Raw genomic sequence first — 16,738 nt, forward strand, 5'->3', positions numbered from 1 at the left:
ATGCTGAATTCACGAGTAAATAGCCAAAACTCACGAGTAAAACAGCAAAACTCACGAGTAAAAGTGCGACAGTCTGCCAATCCTCCTCGCCGCAAGCAGCTAGTGGGGTATAGGCTAGCCAATTATTCAGGAGTGTCGCAAATTTTCTTCAATCTAGAGTGAGATTTATCCATATGTTACATTGCGAACACTGTATTTGACCCTGTTGCAGCACTTGGCTTTATCTTATAAAAATGTTTATTGTCTTAAAAGGATTGATAAAAATGACGCATATCCCGACACAGGAAATCGTGAGGAGTGAATACATTAGCTTTAAGTCATTCAATATAATAATTCCCGCAATTACTATGAGTGAATCAATAATAAAAATAATAATTCCAGGATTAGTTGCTGTGGTTTTAGAGATTAATAGTGCTAGTAAATCCACTCCACCGGGGCTAATATGCTGTCTCAGCATAAAACCAACACCAATCCCAATCGTCATTCCACCGATAATGGCACTCGTTATGATCGGTAGATGAACCAAACCGTTTAGTGGTGTTAGCCAATCAATAACGGTCGAAGTAAAAGCTAACCCAAGGATGGCATTGAAGAAATAAGACTTATCGTATAGAAGAGATAGAAGGTATATGGGAATGTTGATCATGATCATGGTATGTCCAACCTGGATTCCCCAAACATATTTGATTAACAGACTTATTCCAAATATCCCGCCATTTATTAGATGAATGGGGACAATGAACAGGTTAAGACCTACTCCAATGCAAAAACTTGAAAAAAGCAGAGTAACAAACTTTTTCATAAAAACATTCCCCTTGTCCAAATCATTATTTTAAAATATATGAGAGGAATGTAAATATATACTTAGCTGTTTGGAAATTACGATTGCTATTTGTGTATTGTTGGCTTTCCTTCCCGAATGATGTTCTGAAAATTTAGATGCATGTGAGTAAGAAGCAGGATCAAAATGAAGGCCGTCACCTTGAGCACATGAAGTAATTTGGACAAAAAAAGAGACACACATAAAAAGTGTCTCTTTTTTTTGCTTTAATGGGGCAAGTCAGTTTTATAGAATTTATATACCTTGGAAAATAGGTTGAGTTTAGCCTTGTTTATTCAAGCTCTTTTTTTGATAGACGATTTGTAATGGTATCTTCTTGTGGTGAAGTTTGCCGTATATAAAAGGCCAGTATGAATGCAATTATAGTCAAACCTGTTGCAATCATGAATGCATCATCCACTCCCATTACGCTACCTTGTTTAATGGCCATGGCCATTTGTGATGTATTATCTGGTGATATGTTCCTATGAGATAAGATTTCCTGAACATGCTTCGTCCCCTGGTTTGTCATGATGGAAACAAAGAATGCCATGCCAACAGCACCTGCTACCATTCTCAATGTATTGACCATTGCTGTTCCATATTTATTTAGGCTAAGTGCCAATTCATTTAATCCAGCTGTGAAGATAGGCATCATCAGTATCGACATTCCGAACATTCTAATAGTATATACCCACACCACATAAGAATAGGACGTATCTGTTTCAAGCCGCGTTAAAAGATAGGTTGTAATGATAGTGATGGCAAGTCCGCTCACCGCAAGCCATCTCGCACCAAATCGATCAAACAGCTTACCTGTGATAGGAGACATGATCCCCATTAAAATCCCGCCAGGCAATAGCATTAGACCGGATTCCATCGGGGTAAACCCACGGATATTTTGCATATAGATTGGCATGATGATCATTCCAGAGAACATACCCATAGTTGCGATGATGTTGATAATTGTCGTTAAAGTGAACATCCGATACCGAAAAATTCTAAATTCCAAAATAGGATGGGATACAGTAAACTGCCTCCAGACAAATAAAACTAAACTGATTCCTCCAACAAGGAACATCGTCAGTACTTCGGGACTGTCCCAGCCCTTGGTACCGCCTGTAGCAAATCCATATAGTACTCCGCCGAAACCGATGGTGGATAATATTACACCCATTTTATCGAGTTTAGGCCGACTCGTTTTCCCTACTTTTTTGATGATGAAAATGGCAAAGATGAAGTCAAGCAGTGCAAATGGGAAAATGACAAAAAACAGAACCCGCCAAGAGTAGTTTTGTATAATCCATCCTGATAACGTCGGTCCTACAGCAGGGGCAAAATTCATCGCGATACCAAATATACCCATTGCGAAACCACGTCTGTTAGGTGGAAATAAAGTGAAAATCACATTTGTAATCAAAGGGAATAAAATCCCTGCCCCAGCAGCTTGAACCACACGTCCGATCAATAAGACGGAGAAGCTGGGGGCAATACCACATAGGAAAGTTCCTAAAGCGAAGAGTCCCATCGAAGCAAGATATAGTTGTCTTGTATTGAAACGTTCCATTAAGAAAGCAGTGATAGGGATGACAATCCCATTCACCAATAAGAAGATTGTAGTAAGCCAGTTAGCTGTTGCAGCTGATATTTCAAAATGATTCATTAATTGAGGCAATGCGATATTAATTAATGTCTGATTTAAGAAAGCGACTAGAGCACCAGCAAGCATCACCGCAAACATGGGACCCGTACGAATTTTAGTGATGGCTGTTTTGTCGTGATTCATTATTATGGCACGTCCTTTCCGCTAGGGTAGTACGTATTGTACTGCCTGCTATTTTTTAAAATTATAGAAATTAAACCAACCTATATTTTCCAATGATATACACTATCTTAAGGAGATTAACCTCAATTCACGGATTTTGGAGGCGTTTATTCTTTAATAACAACTAACTTGACTATATCCAGGATATATTCTCTTTTTTAGGAAATCCCCCAGTTTAACATCCATTCTACATGTATATCATACTTCGAACAATAATCACCAATATAATACTTACTACGTATCAGAAAAATTGTTCCACTTAAGTATAAATACTTTAACATTCTATCATTCGTATTCACTAAAAAATAGTTAATTGATAAAAAGGTGTGATGGACCATAAAAAGAGCTTTGTGAAACTTACAACGTTAGTCGCATTACCATACGAAAAGCAATAGAGGAATTGGTGAAGGAAGGAACACTGACACGTATTCCGCGCAGAGGTACCTTTGTTGCATCTAATAAGTTCCATAATGAATTGTTATCCATAAGTGGATTTTCGGAGTTTAGTCATCAGCTTGGGATGATACCTAATTCCCGGATTTTAAGAAGTGAGGTCATACCAGCGCCAAAAGATGTTGCAGGTCATCTCCTCATTGAAGAAGGTAGCCCCGTTCTCGAACTTGAGCGACTCATGTATGTAAATGATCGTCCGCTTTTCTACGATACCGCTCATTATTCGTTAATTCGTTTTCCGGATTTAGAAAAGAAGATTGCAAGGGATGAATCAACTTATAAAATCCTTATGGAAGATTACCATACAGAAATAGTCAGTAACGATAAAATTATAGACGTGATTGGTGCTACAAAAAACTATGCTAAATTTTTAGAATGTGATATTGGCGCCAATTTATTTAGAATATTAAAGATCGCTTTCGATGCAAACGACCGGCCTGTGCATCTCTCAACGTTCATGTGCGAAACCAACAAGGTCAATCTGACTGTTCATCGGGCAAAATAGGTCATGCCAAATTATTGGCATGACCTATTTTGAAGTTTTGAAAAGTGTTTTTACATTTTGATTTGGTGTATTACTCCTTCAACTCTCATCTTCCAATCTTTCTTCTTTGATCATTGCATATAAAATATCCTTACAATTAAAACATAAGATTTTCTTGTTATCTAACAGAATACCGTTCAGAAATCCAGCGGTACAATATACATTACGTGCACAGCGAACACATGTGCCAACTAGTTCGTCCATCGATACATCCCCTTATTCAGGAATCGGATATAGTTTGGTTTTCTATTTTGAATAAAGGTAAAGGCCAAAATCTTGCATAACGGAAGTGTGCCCCATTTGCCGCAACATGGTAGCAATATTGCCACGATGATATGATCCGTGTGTGACAACGTGTAATACCGATTCGGAAATGGTAGTTTCAAGCAACCCAGCATATGGGTTATCCACGACAATTACCTTTTCCATATCCTCTGTACTCAGAAGTGATTTGTTTCTTTCGTATAAGTCTAAAAATATTTTTTTCATTTCCTCAATACTTTTCTTTTCCACTTCTTCTCTTAATTGATTGGAAGATGCCATTGCTTCATCCATACTTTTACCTGAGATAATGTCAAACCACGCATAATCTGTGAGATAAATGTGAGACAACACTTTTGATACCGACGAAAAACCACTCTGAATTTCCTTATGATAAATGTGCTGTGGAAGTTCATTTAACCGATCGATGATGACCACATTTGCCCACGAGTGATAGTTATACATTTCTAATACTGACTCGGGATGATTCATTAAAAAACCCCCATATACACTAGTTTTTTCGTATTGAACAATTTATGCAGTAAAAACAAAAAAATTCAGGTAAATTCAATAAAGTATATTTATTAATATGCTGTTCTCTTATATATATAACAATTCCTCCTAACTGTTCGTGCGCTCATCGCGAATATAAAAAGAGAGGTTTTGAGATAATACGAACTACTTATCATTCTGATTAAAAAAATGAATAGTTAGTGGAGGCCACATTAGAGTATTTTTTCTTGCAGGAAAACAGCTCCTTATATCGAACTGATAGTAAAGGAGATGGTATTTTTATGAATCTGAGGATCAAATATAGGCTTTATATCCATGTAGACGGAAAACTTATTCCAGAACAGTATGACCGATACGAGATACTAAACGTCAAGGAAGGTATAGATCCAAATGATACTAAGGATTACCAAGAGCTTATTAATAAATTGAGTAAGTCGATTAATCGACCCCTAAGTGAATTTGAAATAAAAAACTATGAAACAATGTAAGTGCAGTTACGTATTCTAAAATTTTCTCCTTCATTAGAACGAAATCAAAATATAAAAGTGAAAATATTTAAAGGGAACCTCTGATTTTAAAAATGTAGCGTGCTAAATGGGCTTTCTCCCTCCTTAAATTTATAAGGAGGGAGAGGTGTAATAGGGACCGAAAAGAAAATCTTTGCCTTAAAAGTTCAGCAATATAGTTGAACTCCGTTCAATGCAGAAAACTCCGTGGTTTCAGTCTCATTTTTCTTCTTTACTAGTTTAAAATGTTGTAGGGATCTGAGCACCTCCTGATGAACCTCTAAAAATATGTAATAGATGCAGCATCCCCAAATAACGACGGTGGTATAGAATTGCTGCGGTAGAGGCCAAGGAGACACAGACATGATTGAAGAGCATGATAAATAACGCCAATTAAGCGCGCCATTTCTTGGAGCGCTTAATTGGCGTTTGCTCATTAAAGTCAGATATCCGTCGAAAATATAGATTACAGCTTATTTATTGAGAAATTAAAGAGTTAAAAGTAATACTCATCGTACCTTTTGTTGAGGGGGAAAATGGAAACCTTTACATATCCTTAGCTGTAATTGAGTCAACAGGGGAAGTCATTGCGACTTATCGAAAATCATTTTTATGGGGAAGAGAGAAGGAAATATTTACTCTTGGTGAGAAAGTCTATAATGCAATAGAAACATCGAAAGGAAAAATAGGTGTTCTAATTTGTGCAGATATTGAATTTCCTGAACCAAGCCGAATTCTAGCTCTTCAAGGTGCAGAACTTATTATTGTTCCTTCAGTATGGAGTTACGGAGCTGAAACAAGATGGGATATTCAACTTCCGGCACGTGCACTCGATAATACGGTTTATATTCTTGGCGTAAACACGGTTAATGAGGGAAGTTGCGGAAAGAGTAAACTTGTTGCTCCGACCGGTGAGGTCCTATGTGAAGCATCAAGAACAAAGCAGAGTATTCTAATTCATGATGTGGATTTTTCAATTATATCCGAGGTGCGAAAAAAAGTTCCTTATCTGGATGATTTAGACAAGAAATTGTGGCCAAATGCTTCGTTATTTAAATTGGAAAAATAGTATCAGCGCCGGAGCCGATCCCGGAACGCTTGTTATTGTCGACATAGAAGATGTACCTTTAGCATTTATGCCTGGGAATGCAACCCGTATTCGTGTGAAAGCAGCTGGTGATTTAGCCCAGTCTGAAATGAATGAACTGGTGTAGGCGAGGCAGGGGACTGTAAATTAGCTATCTATTGTGCAGAGGAAGCTTTACTTTTTCTAGTAAGTGGAAAAAGCGAGGCGCTATGAATAGTGGAGTTGACGAATATTGTACTTGGTATTGAGATTAGGAAAAAAACAACAAATTACCAACAACAAACCATGGTTGGCATCTCTGAAATAGTAGATATATGCTAACACAGATAATTAAGCTTATACACTAACTTGTTTGCCGAATAACAATGAATATAAATGTTTTTGATTGGCGATAATTATATTATTGTACTACCCCCTAAGTGGTACTCCTCCATTGTTAAAAGCCCCTCTCTTAATCGAGGGGCTTTTTTTGTGTTGGGATTTGTTAAATAAATTTGTAGGAGCTTTTTGGACTGCATTTAGATTGAATTGGATTTTTTATACTTCTGTCCAACCAAAATTATCAGCGGTGAACCTATAATGCTTGGAAGAAACCAAAAAATTAATGGGTTCCATTCATTCAAGATAGTTATATTGGGTACATTCACTACAAGAATTGCAGTACAAATAGCGATATAGGAACCGAGCATCCCGCTAATATGAGATGCAATCCAGTTTTTCCATTTCTTCTTACCAGCAAGATAGCCTATAAATGCGAAAGAATATGAAAATATCCCAATGAAAAATAAATATGCGCTGCTTTCCCAATTCAATATTGCCATTGTCAGGGATGTGACAAAGAGTACAACATATGCACTGTGATAAATTTCACCACAAATTGTATGCATACCTCTTTTTTTATTTGAAGACATAGCACCTATTCCACTAATAAGACATATTGCTCCAGCGAAAATATGAATGAACAGAATGATCTTAAAGATAAGCATCTTTCCCTTCGTTAAATAATCATTAGCATAACGTAACAGATTAAATATTTATTTTATTATAATACAAATATTTACCAAAAATATGAATGTTAATTTGCAAAGAACAAAATCAATTTAATTATGTAAGATGAGTTTTTATACAATGGAACATCCTTTGCAAAAAGGGTTCAGGCGATGTATTCGTGGCGGATAGTCGTCAGTCAATCTGGTTTTTATGAGTTGAAAGGGCAGTGCCCACTCAAAAAGGCAGTGTGCGTAGTCCTTTTTAAGGATAAAGGAGGATTTTACGTTTCATTTGAAGAATGTTTTGACGAATGGGGGTGGAATAATTGCGACAACATATTGAACAGGACTTATCTAAAGATGATATCTTTAGAATGATTGTTAAGCACCTTGATGTATTTCCGTTGACTAGTCTAGAGGCTATTAGAGAAGTGATCAGAAGTTCATTAAAACAAAGAGGCTTGATAGGGGGGATGAATAAACAAACAGGAGCCGCTAATGTAGCATATAATCGGAAAATATCAGACCAGGATATCCAGTTATTAAATGATTGTATTTGTGACCTTTTATATAGCCGCGTTATCCAACCTGGTATTGACGATGATAATCTGGATTTACCATGGATTCATGTTTCTGATAAAGTGAAACTTAAAACATTGGTGAACTCCCTTTCTTAACTTTTTACATATAAAAGCCCTTCTCTTAATCGAGAGGGGCCAATTTTTATTTGAATTTATTAATCCATAATAGCAATTTTATAAAAAACATTATTTTCTATATCCTTCATACTCAATTAATTGTATGTTTCACCTGTAAGGTGGGTCTCAAACATATCAATGATTTCAAGGAAACGTTCAGCTTCACGGAAAACGTGATCTGCCAATAGAGGATGGATAATGCTCTTGATTTTGCATTCTTCGATTAAATCTCTGGCGGTTTTCTTAAAGTCTCGAAGTGATACGACGGAAACTCGGTTCTGATCTAGAAATTGATCCAAAAGAGGAGCGGTTTGAGATTGCGGTTTCATGGACTCTAAGTCCACAGCTTGAAAGACTAATTGATCAAAATCATTGCTAAAATTACGCGCCATATCCACCAGCTTTCTTTCAGATGGATCAAGGAGATGTCCGATGAATTTTGCATGATCCGCCATGATTCTTAAAAAGAAAACATTTTCTTTGATGATGGCATCTGCAAGTGGTTTCAATTTACCCTCATTTAATTCTTTTAATCGTTTTCTGAAATAATTGGCTTCCCTGCTTGTATGGTCGACTAAAAGTGGGAAATTGTTTGCACCAGGCAATTTACAGGTGAGTATCAACCCCAATACCTTCCTTTTGAATAAAAATATTCCTGTAGCAGCTTGTTGCACTTCCGAGTTAAATCTCCTGATCTGTTCTGGATCCGCTTGATTTGTTAATGTATGGGATTGCTGTTCTATCCGTTCAAATAAATGATAAAACTGATTTGCCTCCTCAATTAGCTGCGTATCTTCACATCTAAAACCTAGTCTTAGAAATAACGAGTGTTCCTTCATTATTCTTGACCAAAAACGAATCTCATCTAAAGAGCGTGCAACAAACATTCCTGATTTATTCCTAATAGATTCCTGTGTATCCTCACTCATAACTAAAGCCCCCTTTTTAAAACAAAACCATCATTAAATCTTATTAACAAAGGGACATTAGTATTCTACTCAATTTGAATATAAATAAAAGCAATTACTAATATCCTTTTAGCACCTCAAACAAATTAGTACTTGATGGCGTTTATTATGATGAGTTCATGAAGGGGAATAACATGATTCATCCATGTTCTTGCCGGTATATGTGATTATTGCATTTTAGCTAGAAAGGAAAATGGATTTTGAACCTAGGATGCACCAAAAGCATGTAACAATGGAGATTCAAAGGGGGAATCGAATACCATGGACTTTCTAAAAAAATTTCGGCAGCCATTCTGAATAAAAAACCCTTAGACTTTATCTAAGGGTTCTCGTATTTTAATCCAGCAGTATCATTAGGTTACTATTGATAGTCATTTGTCACTAAGTTCATTTATTTTTTTCGTAAGCTCATTAAACTTCTGGTCGAGTTCTGTGTACGCTTTATCGTTTGGAGTCATAAAGCTAAGCTTTCCCAATACTTCTTGTCTTTCTGTTTCAAGTGTTAATCGTAGTTCTTCCAGATTATCTCTTTTTGAGGATGATTCATACAATTGCTTTTGTATGTGATTTTTTGAAATGATAAGTTTGCTGCTTGTCGTTTTTTCAAGAAAATATCGATCATGCGAAACTACGATTAGCGTTCCAGTATACTGTGCCAAGGTATCTTCAAGTTGTTCCCGTGAAGCTAAGTCCAGGTGATTTGTCGGCTCATCCAAAATAAGCACATCTTTTTCTTCTAGGATATATTCCATTAACTTACATTTTACTCACTCACCCATACTCATGTTCTTAATGGGTTCTGTCCATTGAGATGTCGTGAAGCCTAAATGCTTCATTAAAGTTTGAACGTTCCCTCTCGACTCGAAAGTTTCTTTATGAAATAGCTGGGAGGGTGTTAGTTCAAGTGGTAAATCAAACACCTCTTGCGTCAAATAGCCAATTTTTGCAGATGGTGAAATCCAAACATTGCCCGCAAAATTTTCACGTCCAAGAATTATTTTTAATAATGTCGTCTTTCCGCTGCCATTGGGACCTATTATGGAAACCTTCTCACCATGCTGTATCGTGAAATTGACGTTTTTAAATAGTGTTCGCTCGTTAAAAGACTTAGTTAAATTCTTAACTTCCAAAAAACGTTTTCCCGTCTTGTTTTTTGCTTTAATTGAAAAGCGTACAGTATATTCGGATTCAACAGGTTCAGCTTTTGCTTTTTCAAGCTCTTTTTCAAGACGCTTTTGTTTAGATTTTACCTGTGCATCCATTCGTTTTGCTTTTACGCGATAGTATTCCTTAACTCCTTCTTTTTTCGTCGATTGGGAATGGGCTTTTTTCGACCAAGAAGTGATTTCATTCATTTGTCCCTCAATCCGTTCAACCATTTTTTGCTGTTTTTCATATTCACGTTGTTGTGTAAGTCTTTTCTGTTTGCGAACCTCCATATAACTAGAATAATTCCCTCTGTGTTCAATTAGCTTTTTATCTTCAATCGACCAAATTTTCGTTGCAACAGCATCCAAAAAATAACGATCGTGCGAAACAAAAATGATGGTACCTCTATAATTTTTTATTTGTCCCTTAAGGAATTCTAAACTGTCCTCATCAAGATGGTTCGTCGGTTCATCTAATAGTAAAAGGTCTGCATCTTTAGAAAGTCCTTTTGCAAGTCGGGCTTTCAGTTTTTCTCCCCCGCTTAATTGTTGGAATTCATGGCCTGGTACATGCATTTTATCAAGTAATTTAACTTCGGAAGGGCTCTTATCTTCAGATGGATGCGACACGACTTCTTGTTCAACCATAAAAACTTTCAAGTCTTGCTGCAGCCATTGGATTTGTCCGCGTACAGGCTCTAAATCAATGTTAATTAATTGCAACAACGTAGATTTACCGGCACCATTTTTGCCAATGATACCGATGATTTCCCCTTGTTGAACACTTGCATTTACATTTTCAAAAATGTTTACGTCCATTACTTCATAGCTAATATTGGTTAATTTTAATAATTCTTTCATATAATTCAGCCCTCTCCTTAATGGGAGGATAAAAAAAATCCTCCCAATTCATATGGAAGGATTAGCCGTACCTGTGCATTGTCAAATAAGAGCTATTTTGAGTATAGCTCTGTAATTTATAGAAAATGGGCAGACTAATCCTATTTTGTATGATTTGAAATATGCGATTTCAAATTTAAAAAATAAGATTAGTTAATCATCGGCCACCCATCATCCCTTCTGATATTAATAAAATCAGTATAGCATAAATTAACCTTTGAAAACAAAAGGAAACAGCATAATTCTTTCCTTTCATTCCCAAAGATTTATTATTGTTTTAACTCCATCAAATATCTTATTATAAGGTGGGCAATAGGACTGCATTTTTCCTATATGATGTGTTTATAAGGGCTATGTTAAATTCATAAAACATTTACCGCCATAGGGTTGTTTCCTTAAGGAGGACATTAATATGGAATATATAAAGGGAATCGATGTTTCACATTGGCAAGGTGCCATTCATTGGGGGGAAGTTGCAAAGGCAGACGTGAAGTTCGTGTTCATTAAAGCAACAGAGGGAACGAGTTATTCTAAGTTATCTTATTTCAAAGAAAATGCACCACAAGCATTGGCAGCGGGATTGAAAGTCGGGGCCTATCACTATGCAAAGTTTGCAACTGTTGCAGAAGCAAAGGCTGAGGCAGCTTATTTTTTAGATTCAATCAACTCTTTTGCTTTAAATTACCCTGTTGTTCTTGATCTTGAGGAAAATAAAAAAAAGGCAAAGAAAAAAACGCTGACCGATGCAGCAATAGCTTTTTTAGAAGCTATTGAAGAAGCTGGATACACGGCTATGCTGTATACTGGTAAATATTTTCTCGAAAATAGTTTAGATGAATCAAGGTTGACGAATTACGCTTTGTGGATTGCCAGATACAACAGCACGTTGGGACGTAGCGCAGATATTTGGCAGCATTCTGATTCAGGTAAAATAAGGGGCATCAGTACAAAGGTGGATTTGAATATAGCCTATAGGGATTTTACAAATACAATAAATACTTTTAGGACGCACAACACCGGTGCATTGAAAACCGAAACAACCACAATTTATACAGTAACAAAAGGCGACACACTTAGCTTCATTGCAAAAAACCATAATACAACGGTAAAATCCCTTGTTAGTCTTAACGGAATTAAAGATCCCGACAAAATTTATATCGGTCAAAAATTAAGGCTGAAATAAGTAAAGGCTCTTCTCATTACGAGAGGAGCTTATTTTTTAATATATTCCTTATATTTCTTTAAGTTCGTCAATTGCTACTTCTGATCTTTCCTCTAATGGTCCTCTTAAATGTACTGTAGCCGTTCTCCCATCTTCATTTAAATTATCAATCCATACTGAGGTGCCATTATATCTCACCTCAATGTCGGATGAAGAAGAAAGTATCTGTTTTACACGCTTAACATCCACATATATCCCTCCCTGCTAATTAGTCTACCTATTATTTGGGGAAAGGCTTAATTTTATTCGTTTATTCAGCGATTAATGTTGCGCCTAAATCATTTAAGCACAATGATGTTTAACCTTTCTTGTTAACCGTCGTGAAGTGCATGCTTTTTAATTATGTTTGTAATGAAAAGGTGAGAATTCTTAATCTTAAAAGTATTAAATTTATCTGCTAGAATGGATAGGATTGTAAAATGAATCTTGAGGTGATGAATTTGAAAAAACACAGACTGGAATCCCAGTTTATCTCAGTGGGCTAAGACTAAGCAAAAAAGAATATATTATAGAGCTAACGGATGCCTTGCTTTCAATAGGGGAGTCGCTTTGGTACCTCCTACTCAAATGGAGTTAATGGGACGGAAGGGTTGAATAAGGAAGTAAATAAGATGGGACAATATTGGAGGAGAAAGTGTTGTTTGGTTTGAAGTCCATACGCATTCTTATACATGCTTTTAGGGGGGTATCATGGAATTATCGTTATTATTGGAATATGGCTGGGTGTTAATTATTCTAATTTTTTTAGAAGGCTTATTATCTGCCGATAATGCATTGGTTTTAGCCATTATGTCAAAGCATTTACCAAAAGAACAGCAAAAAAAAGCGATTAATATTGGGTTGCTTTTAGCTTTTATATTTAGGATTGGTGCAATCTTTATTATTTCGTACCTTTTCCATGTTTGGCAAGTTCAAGCAATTGGGGCTGCATATTTGATTTTCATCTCATTAAAGCATTTACTAAAAAAGGACCACGGGGAGAATGAGGGAAAAGGGAAAAGCTACCGTATGACCGTTGCGCAAATTGCATTGGCTGATATTGCTTTTGCTATCGATTCCATTTTGGCTGCAGTCGCTCTTGTCATTGCCTTGCCAGATACACCAATGGGTGATATAGGCGGAATGGATGGGGCGAAATTCATTGTTATTTTATTAGGAGCGATTGCAGGTTTAATTGTCATCCGGTTTGCAGCAGGATACTTTGTTAAGATACTGACGGAGCGACCTAGCCTCGAAACCGCAGCCATGTTAATCGTTGGTTGGGTAGGGGTTAAGTTATTAATGCATACCCTTGCGCATCCAGCCGTGCACATTATCCCACACGATTTTGTTGAAGGACCGATCTGGAATATTATCTTTTGGTCAGTCATGCTTCTCATTGCTATAGGCGGATGGTTTTTATCTGGAAAAACAGTGAAAAATGATAAGCAAAAAGACTAATGTTATCAGAATAAAAAAGAGTTGAAATACTTTAGTGTTAATTTTTGTAAAGCTTATGTTTGCTAAATAGGATTTTAAGACCGACTTCCAATTTCATCTTTTTGCCTCCTCGGCTGCGGTGGTCTACTCTGGACTCACTTTTCTAAGCAGGAGTCTGGCACATCTGTTCCAATCAACATTGTATTAACTTTTAGATAGAACCCTTTTGCCTACAAACTGAGGAGACCACAATAAGTGGTCTCTTTTATTAATGTTTAACAAATCCTGTTTGTAAATCATGTATGAAATAAATAACCTTGATTTATTTATCCACTGCTAAAATCTGTGTACTATGCGATGATGAGGATACTTGAAGATTTATGGGCAATGTTCAAAAAGACCAGAGGCAGCACTGCCGAAATGTAAGAAAGGGCATAGCATCGATTTTATATCCAACCCGATGACCAGTTTTGATCGGAAAGTATCTACTTTCCTTAGTTTCCTTCTTTTTATGGAACCGCCCGAAAATCCAAATGAAAAAGCCCACTTATATTTATGATATATTTTTGAATGAATCAATTATAAAGGTCTAAATCTTTACAGTATTTCCGCACTAACCGTGATGCTTTTGATTGGCTAATGGATAATTGATGAGCGACCTTCCTTGTATTCCTGAATTTTGTATATGAGGTAACAATCAGGTTTCTTTCAAGTTCTTCTAACGCTTTATTTAATGAATAATCTTGTAGCATTTGACTTGATTTGTTCTGGACGGTGCTGTTTTGACTATGTGTTTCTTGACTTGGTGTTTCTTGAGCATTTTTTTGTTGTAGCATTATCGGTAAATCGGATACTTGAATGATAGCTTCACTCGTTACAACTAAGCTTTCTATTAAATTCTCTAATTGTCTTATATTTCCGGACCAAGGATAGTCATAAAAAATATCGAGGACTTCCTTCGATATAATCCGATTAACTTGATACTTTTTATTGAATACTGAAAGAAAATAGTAAGATAGCGGAATGATATCTTCTTTTCTTTCCCTTAATGGCGGTATTTGTAAATTAACTACATTAAGTCGATAATATAAATCTTCTCTAAATCTTTTTTTCTGCACCATCTCAAATAAGTCTCGATTGGTAGCGGAAATAATACGAATGTCCACTTTCTTTAGTTCTCTGCCCCCGACAGGAAGAAATTCAAGGTCTTGAATAACCTGTAAAAGCTTAGCCTGAATATTAATCGGGATTTCCCCGATTTCATCCAAAAATACGGTACCGCCGTTTGCCATTTCAAGTAGACCTTTTTTTCCGCCTTTGTTTGCCCCGGTAAAAGAACCATCGGTGTATCCGAAAAGTTCTGATTCTATTAATTGTTCCGGTATGGTAGCACAGTTAATGGATAAAAAAGGCGAGTTCTTTCGAAGTCCTCTATTATGAATGTATTTAGCCAACACTCCTTTCCCTGTACCAGACTCCCCTTGAATCAAAATGGTCGCATCAACCATAGAAATCTTATCGCAGACCTCCATTACATTGTTCATCTGTTCGTTGTTCGTAATTACGCTTTCTTTATAAGAATTCTTTTCACTTAGTTTTTCTGGTTCTTGTTCGTCCGGAATGTATAACCCTTTATAGTTTGGTTCTTGTGCTGTTGTAATAATAAGTTCAATTTCCTGTTCATCGTTGAGTAAAGGAATAGCTGTTGTAATCATTTCCTTTCCAATATATGAAACTTGCTTGATTGTAACCGATTTCTTTTCTTTCAAAACAAAGGGTAAAATACTAGGTTTCCAATATCCTTTGGAGAAAATTTCATTATTATGTTTTCCGACTATTTCGCTTAACTGCTTTCCATAATGTCTTTCATACGCTTTATTTGCATAAATAATGCGGGCATCTTTGTTAAGAACATATATCTCATTAGGTGAATGATCTAAAATTTTTTTCAATATCTCAGTACTCATTTCAATTTTTCCTTCATTACTCATTAAGTTTTGCATGAGTTTGCTCCCTTCATCTCCTTTTAAGTGTTAAATGAGTCTATAATAACTAGGATGAGTCTATTATGGTTAAATTGAGTCAATTATAAATCATATTTATACATTAAAGAAGGGGGAATTAGTAAAATATCGGTAATAATAGGGGGCTGTCGAAATGGCATTATCCTTGCATAAGAGTTAAGTAAAGCATGCTGCAGAAATAAGGAAATATGATGCCAATCGGCAGAGGAGGTTTAAAAGGAATACCTGTATCCTTATTCAGAGCAAGTCTTTATTTTTATGGATAATTAAAAGGAGGAACTGCCATTATGTCGACAAAAGAAGAAATGAAAAGGCTGGACTATACACTACCTTATAATAAGTATGTGGATCCTGAAGTCATGAAGGAGGAAAGGGAAAATATTTTCTATAAAAATTGGATTATGGTTGGGCATACAAGCCAGGTAGAGAAGGTTGGAGACTTCTTTACATTTGATTTGGTCGGGGAGCCGATTATTGTAACACGGGGCAAGGACGAAGAGTTGCATGCATTTTATAATATTTGCCCTCACCGTGGTGCGATAGTTGAGCGTACAGAACAAGGCAATAAAAAAATTCTCCAGTGTATTTATCATGGATGGACATTCCATTTAGATGGTAAGGTGAACAGGACTCCAAATTTCAAAACAAATGATATAGAAAAACCTAGCTGCATGACTCCAATTCGTATAGAAGTACATCAGTCGATGATATTTGTAAATCTAAATCAGGATGCACCTGCTTTCGAAACAGATTATCAATCTTTTTTAAATAACATAAATGAATATACATTTCTTAGTTCCTTAAAAAAGGTCAGGGAAAACCGTCGGATTGTTCAAGCTAACTGGAAATCAATCATTGACAATTATTTGGAATGTGATCATTGTCAAATTGCACATCCTAGCTTCTCAAAGGCCTTCGATTTAACTAAATATAGTATTACTCCTTGTGATAATTTTTCCTATCAGTGTACAATAGCCAGTGATGAAGAAGAAGGTCCTGGTGCACGTTTTTACTGGGTTTGGCCGAATACCATGATAAGTATATACCCAGGTACTGGAAATATGACAACGAGCCATATTATCCCGGTTGATGAAAAAAGTTCATTGGCAATTTATCGTTATTATTTTGCTGATGAAAACTTGACTGAAGACGAGGAAGATTTAATTAAATTTGTAGATCAAGTGCGGGAAGAAGACTTCGAATTAGTTGAGTTATTACAAAGTGGATTACATTCTAGAGCTTGTGGAAGAGGAGTATATTCTCCGACCGAGCACGGTTTGAAACATTTTCATCAATTAGTCACAAAGGCGATGCAAAGCTAGTCTGTAATCTATAAATGACCTATGGTTTGATAAAATGAA

At 36.2% G+C, this 16,738-nt stretch carries 15 protein-coding genes and 2 pseudogenes; 8 read left to right on the top strand and 9 right to left on the bottom strand.

Annotated elements, in window-relative coordinates; translation table 11 throughout:
* Nucleotides 1–220 precede the first annotated feature (220 nt).
* Together FNK51_RS22465 and FNK51_RS22470 are read right to left on the bottom strand one after the other, a co-directional pair.
* Nucleotides 221–802: a YitT family protein gene (locus FNK51_RS22465; RefSeq protein ID WP_141994723.1), complete on the bottom strand. Its 582-nt coding sequence runs from the start codon at nucleotides 800–802 to the stop codon at nucleotides 221–223.
* Nucleotides 803–1,112: 310 nt separating this feature from the next.
* Nucleotides 1,113–2,606: a DHA2 family efflux MFS transporter permease subunit gene (locus FNK51_RS22470; protein ID WP_141994724.1), complete on the bottom strand. Its 1,494-nt coding sequence runs from the start codon at nucleotides 2,604–2,606 to the stop codon at nucleotides 1,113–1,115.
* A 382-nt stretch (nucleotides 2,607–2,988) separates the two neighbouring features.
* On the opposite strand from FNK51_RS22470, the pseudogene FNK51_RS22475 reads away from it, so the two are divergent.
* Nucleotides 2,989–3,603 (top strand): annotated as a pseudogene (locus tag FNK51_RS22475) (UTRA domain-containing protein); the annotation flags it as partial.
* Between the two features lie 78 nt (nucleotides 3,604–3,681).
* Here FNK51_RS22475 and FNK51_RS26745 read toward each other — a convergent pair.
* Together FNK51_RS26745 and FNK51_RS22480 are read right to left on the bottom strand one after the other, a co-directional pair.
* Nucleotides 3,682–3,846 carry a hypothetical protein gene (locus FNK51_RS26745; protein ID WP_181762320.1) on the bottom strand — a complete coding sequence of 55 codons (165 nt, stop codon included), beginning with the start codon at nucleotides 3,844–3,846 and terminating at the stop codon, nucleotides 3,682–3,684.
* A gap of 42 nt (nucleotides 3,847–3,888) precedes the next feature.
* A complete protein-coding gene (locus FNK51_RS22480) occupies nucleotides 3,889–4,395 on the bottom strand; it encodes a DinB family protein (RefSeq protein WP_141994725.1) in 507 nt (168 codons plus the stop codon).
* A gap of 302 nt (nucleotides 4,396–4,697) precedes the next feature.
* Here FNK51_RS22480 and FNK51_RS22485 point away from each other — a divergent pair, with 302 nt between their 5' ends.
* The 3 genes from FNK51_RS22485 (at nucleotide 4,698) to FNK51_RS26750 (ending at nucleotide 6,136) form a co-directional block, all read left to right on the top strand.
* Nucleotides 4,698–4,904, top strand: a complete 207-nt coding sequence (locus FNK51_RS22485) for a hypothetical protein (protein WP_141994726.1) — start codon at nucleotides 4,698–4,700, stop codon at nucleotides 4,902–4,904.
* Between the two features lie 505 nt (nucleotides 4,905–5,409).
* Complete coding sequence (locus FNK51_RS22490; RefSeq protein ID WP_141994746.1) at nucleotides 5,410–5,991, top strand: nitrilase-related carbon-nitrogen hydrolase; 582 nt, start codon at nucleotides 5,410–5,412, stop codon at nucleotides 5,989–5,991.
* A complete protein-coding gene (locus FNK51_RS26750; RefSeq protein ID WP_181762322.1) occupies nucleotides 5,963–6,136 on the top strand; it encodes a hypothetical protein in 174 nt (57 codons plus the stop codon). The genes FNK51_RS22490 and FNK51_RS26750 overlap by 29 nt, the downstream gene beginning before the upstream one ends.
* A gap of 391 nt (nucleotides 6,137–6,527) precedes the next feature.
* Here FNK51_RS26750 and FNK51_RS22495 read toward each other — a convergent pair whose 3' ends face one another.
* Nucleotides 6,528–6,995: a DUF2306 domain-containing protein gene (locus FNK51_RS22495; protein WP_098372803.1), complete on the bottom strand. Its 468-nt coding sequence runs from the start codon at nucleotides 6,993–6,995 to the stop codon at nucleotides 6,528–6,530.
* 329 nt (nucleotides 6,996–7,324) lie between these two features.
* Here FNK51_RS22495 and FNK51_RS22500 point away from each other — a divergent pair, with 329 nt between their 5' ends.
* Nucleotides 7,325–7,675: a hypothetical protein gene (locus tag FNK51_RS22500; RefSeq protein WP_141994727.1), complete on the top strand. Its 351-nt coding sequence runs from the start codon at nucleotides 7,325–7,327 to the stop codon at nucleotides 7,673–7,675.
* Between the two features lie 116 nt (nucleotides 7,676–7,791).
* On the opposite strand, the gene FNK51_RS22505 is transcribed toward FNK51_RS22500, so the two are convergent.
* The gene (locus FNK51_RS22505; RefSeq protein ID WP_141994728.1) at nucleotides 7,792–8,625 is read right to left on the bottom strand and encodes a DUF2935 domain-containing protein; all 834 of its coding nucleotides are present in this window, start codon (nucleotides 8,623–8,625) and stop codon (nucleotides 7,792–7,794) included.
* A 410-nt stretch (nucleotides 8,626–9,035) separates the two neighbouring features.
* Nucleotides 9,036–10,673 (bottom strand): annotated as a pseudogene (gene abc-f, locus FNK51_RS22510) (ribosomal protection-like ABC-F family protein).
* 451 nt (nucleotides 10,674–11,124) lie between these two features.
* Between abc-f and FNK51_RS22515 the strand changes: the two are divergent.
* Entirely contained in the window at nucleotides 11,125–11,895 is a 771-nt protein-coding gene (locus FNK51_RS22515) for a GH25 family lysozyme (protein ID WP_141994729.1), read from the top strand.
* Nucleotides 11,896–11,943: 48 nt separating this feature from the next.
* Here the strand turns inward: FNK51_RS22515 and FNK51_RS22520 are convergent, their stop codons facing one another.
* Complete coding sequence (locus tag FNK51_RS22520) at nucleotides 11,944–12,123, bottom strand: H-type small acid-soluble spore protein (protein ID WP_076368724.1); 180 nt, start codon at nucleotides 12,121–12,123, stop codon at nucleotides 11,944–11,946.
* A 501-nt stretch (nucleotides 12,124–12,624) separates the two neighbouring features.
* On the opposite strand from FNK51_RS22520, the gene FNK51_RS22525 reads away from it, so the two are divergent.
* Nucleotides 12,625–13,374, top strand: coding sequence for a TerC family protein (locus FNK51_RS22525; RefSeq protein WP_141994730.1), 750 nt, complete (start codon nucleotides 12,625–12,627; stop codon nucleotides 13,372–13,374).
* A 554-nt stretch (nucleotides 13,375–13,928) separates the two neighbouring features.
* Here FNK51_RS22525 and FNK51_RS22530 read toward each other — a convergent pair.
* Nucleotides 13,929–15,356 carry a sigma-54 interaction domain-containing protein gene (locus tag FNK51_RS22530; protein ID WP_141994731.1) on the bottom strand — a complete coding sequence of 476 codons (1,428 nt, stop codon included), beginning with the start codon at nucleotides 15,354–15,356 and terminating at the stop codon, nucleotides 13,929–13,931.
* Between the two features lie 308 nt (nucleotides 15,357–15,664).
* Here FNK51_RS22530 and FNK51_RS22535 point away from each other — a divergent pair, with 308 nt between their 5' ends.
* Nucleotides 15,665–16,699, top strand: a complete 1,035-nt coding sequence (locus FNK51_RS22535; RefSeq protein WP_141994732.1) for an aromatic ring-hydroxylating oxygenase subunit alpha — start codon at nucleotides 15,665–15,667, stop codon at nucleotides 16,697–16,699.
* The last annotated feature ends 39 nt before the right edge of the window (nucleotides 16,700–16,738 follow it).

The organism is Bacillus sp. B4EP4a, from assembly GCF_006680105.1.
GTDB classification, from domain to species: domain Bacteria; phylum Bacillota; class Bacilli; order Bacillales; family DSM-1321; genus Peribacillus; species Peribacillus simplex_E.

What these genes read in the sequence shown, in the direction of transcription:
- FNK51_RS22515 (WP_141994729.1), top strand. Translation starts at nt 11,125, where the DNA reads ATGGAATATATAAAGGGAATCGATGTTTCACATTGGCAAGGTGCCATT.
- FNK51_RS22505 (WP_141994728.1), bottom strand. Translation starts at nt 8,625, where the DNA reads ATGAGTGAGGATACACAGGAATCTATTAGGAATAAATCAGGAATGTTT.
- FNK51_RS22495 (WP_098372803.1), bottom strand. Translation starts at nt 6,995, where the DNA reads ATGCTTATCTTTAAGATCATTCTGTTCATTCATATTTTCGCTGGAGCA.
- FNK51_RS22465 (WP_141994723.1), bottom strand. Translation starts at nt 802, where the DNA reads ATGAAAAAGTTTGTTACTCTGCTTTTTTCAAGTTTTTGCATTGGAGTA.
- FNK51_RS22535 (WP_141994732.1), top strand. Translation starts at nt 15,665, where the DNA reads ATGTCGACAAAAGAAGAAATGAAAAGGCTGGACTATACACTACCTTAT.
- FNK51_RS22470 (WP_141994724.1), bottom strand. Translation starts at nt 2,606, where the DNA reads ATGAATCACGACAAAACAGCCATCACTAAAATTCGTACGGGTCCCATG.
- FNK51_RS22530 (WP_141994731.1), bottom strand. Translation starts at nt 15,356, where the DNA reads ATGCAAAACTTAATGAGTAATGAAGGAAAAATTGAAATGAGTACTGAG.
- FNK51_RS22480 (WP_141994725.1), bottom strand. Translation starts at nt 4,395, where the DNA reads ATGAATCATCCCGAGTCAGTATTAGAAATGTATAACTATCACTCGTGG.
- FNK51_RS26750 (WP_181762322.1), top strand. Translation starts at nt 5,963, where the DNA reads ATGCTTCGTTATTTAAATTGGAAAAATAGTATCAGCGCCGGAGCCGAT.
- FNK51_RS26745 (WP_181762320.1), bottom strand. Translation starts at nt 3,846, where the DNA reads ATGGACGAACTAGTTGGCACATGTGTTCGCTGTGCACGTAATGTATAT.
- FNK51_RS22525 (WP_141994730.1), top strand. Translation starts at nt 12,625, where the DNA reads ATGGAATTATCGTTATTATTGGAATATGGCTGGGTGTTAATTATTCTA.
- FNK51_RS22485 (WP_141994726.1), top strand. Translation starts at nt 4,698, where the DNA reads ATGAATCTGAGGATCAAATATAGGCTTTATATCCATGTAGACGGAAAA.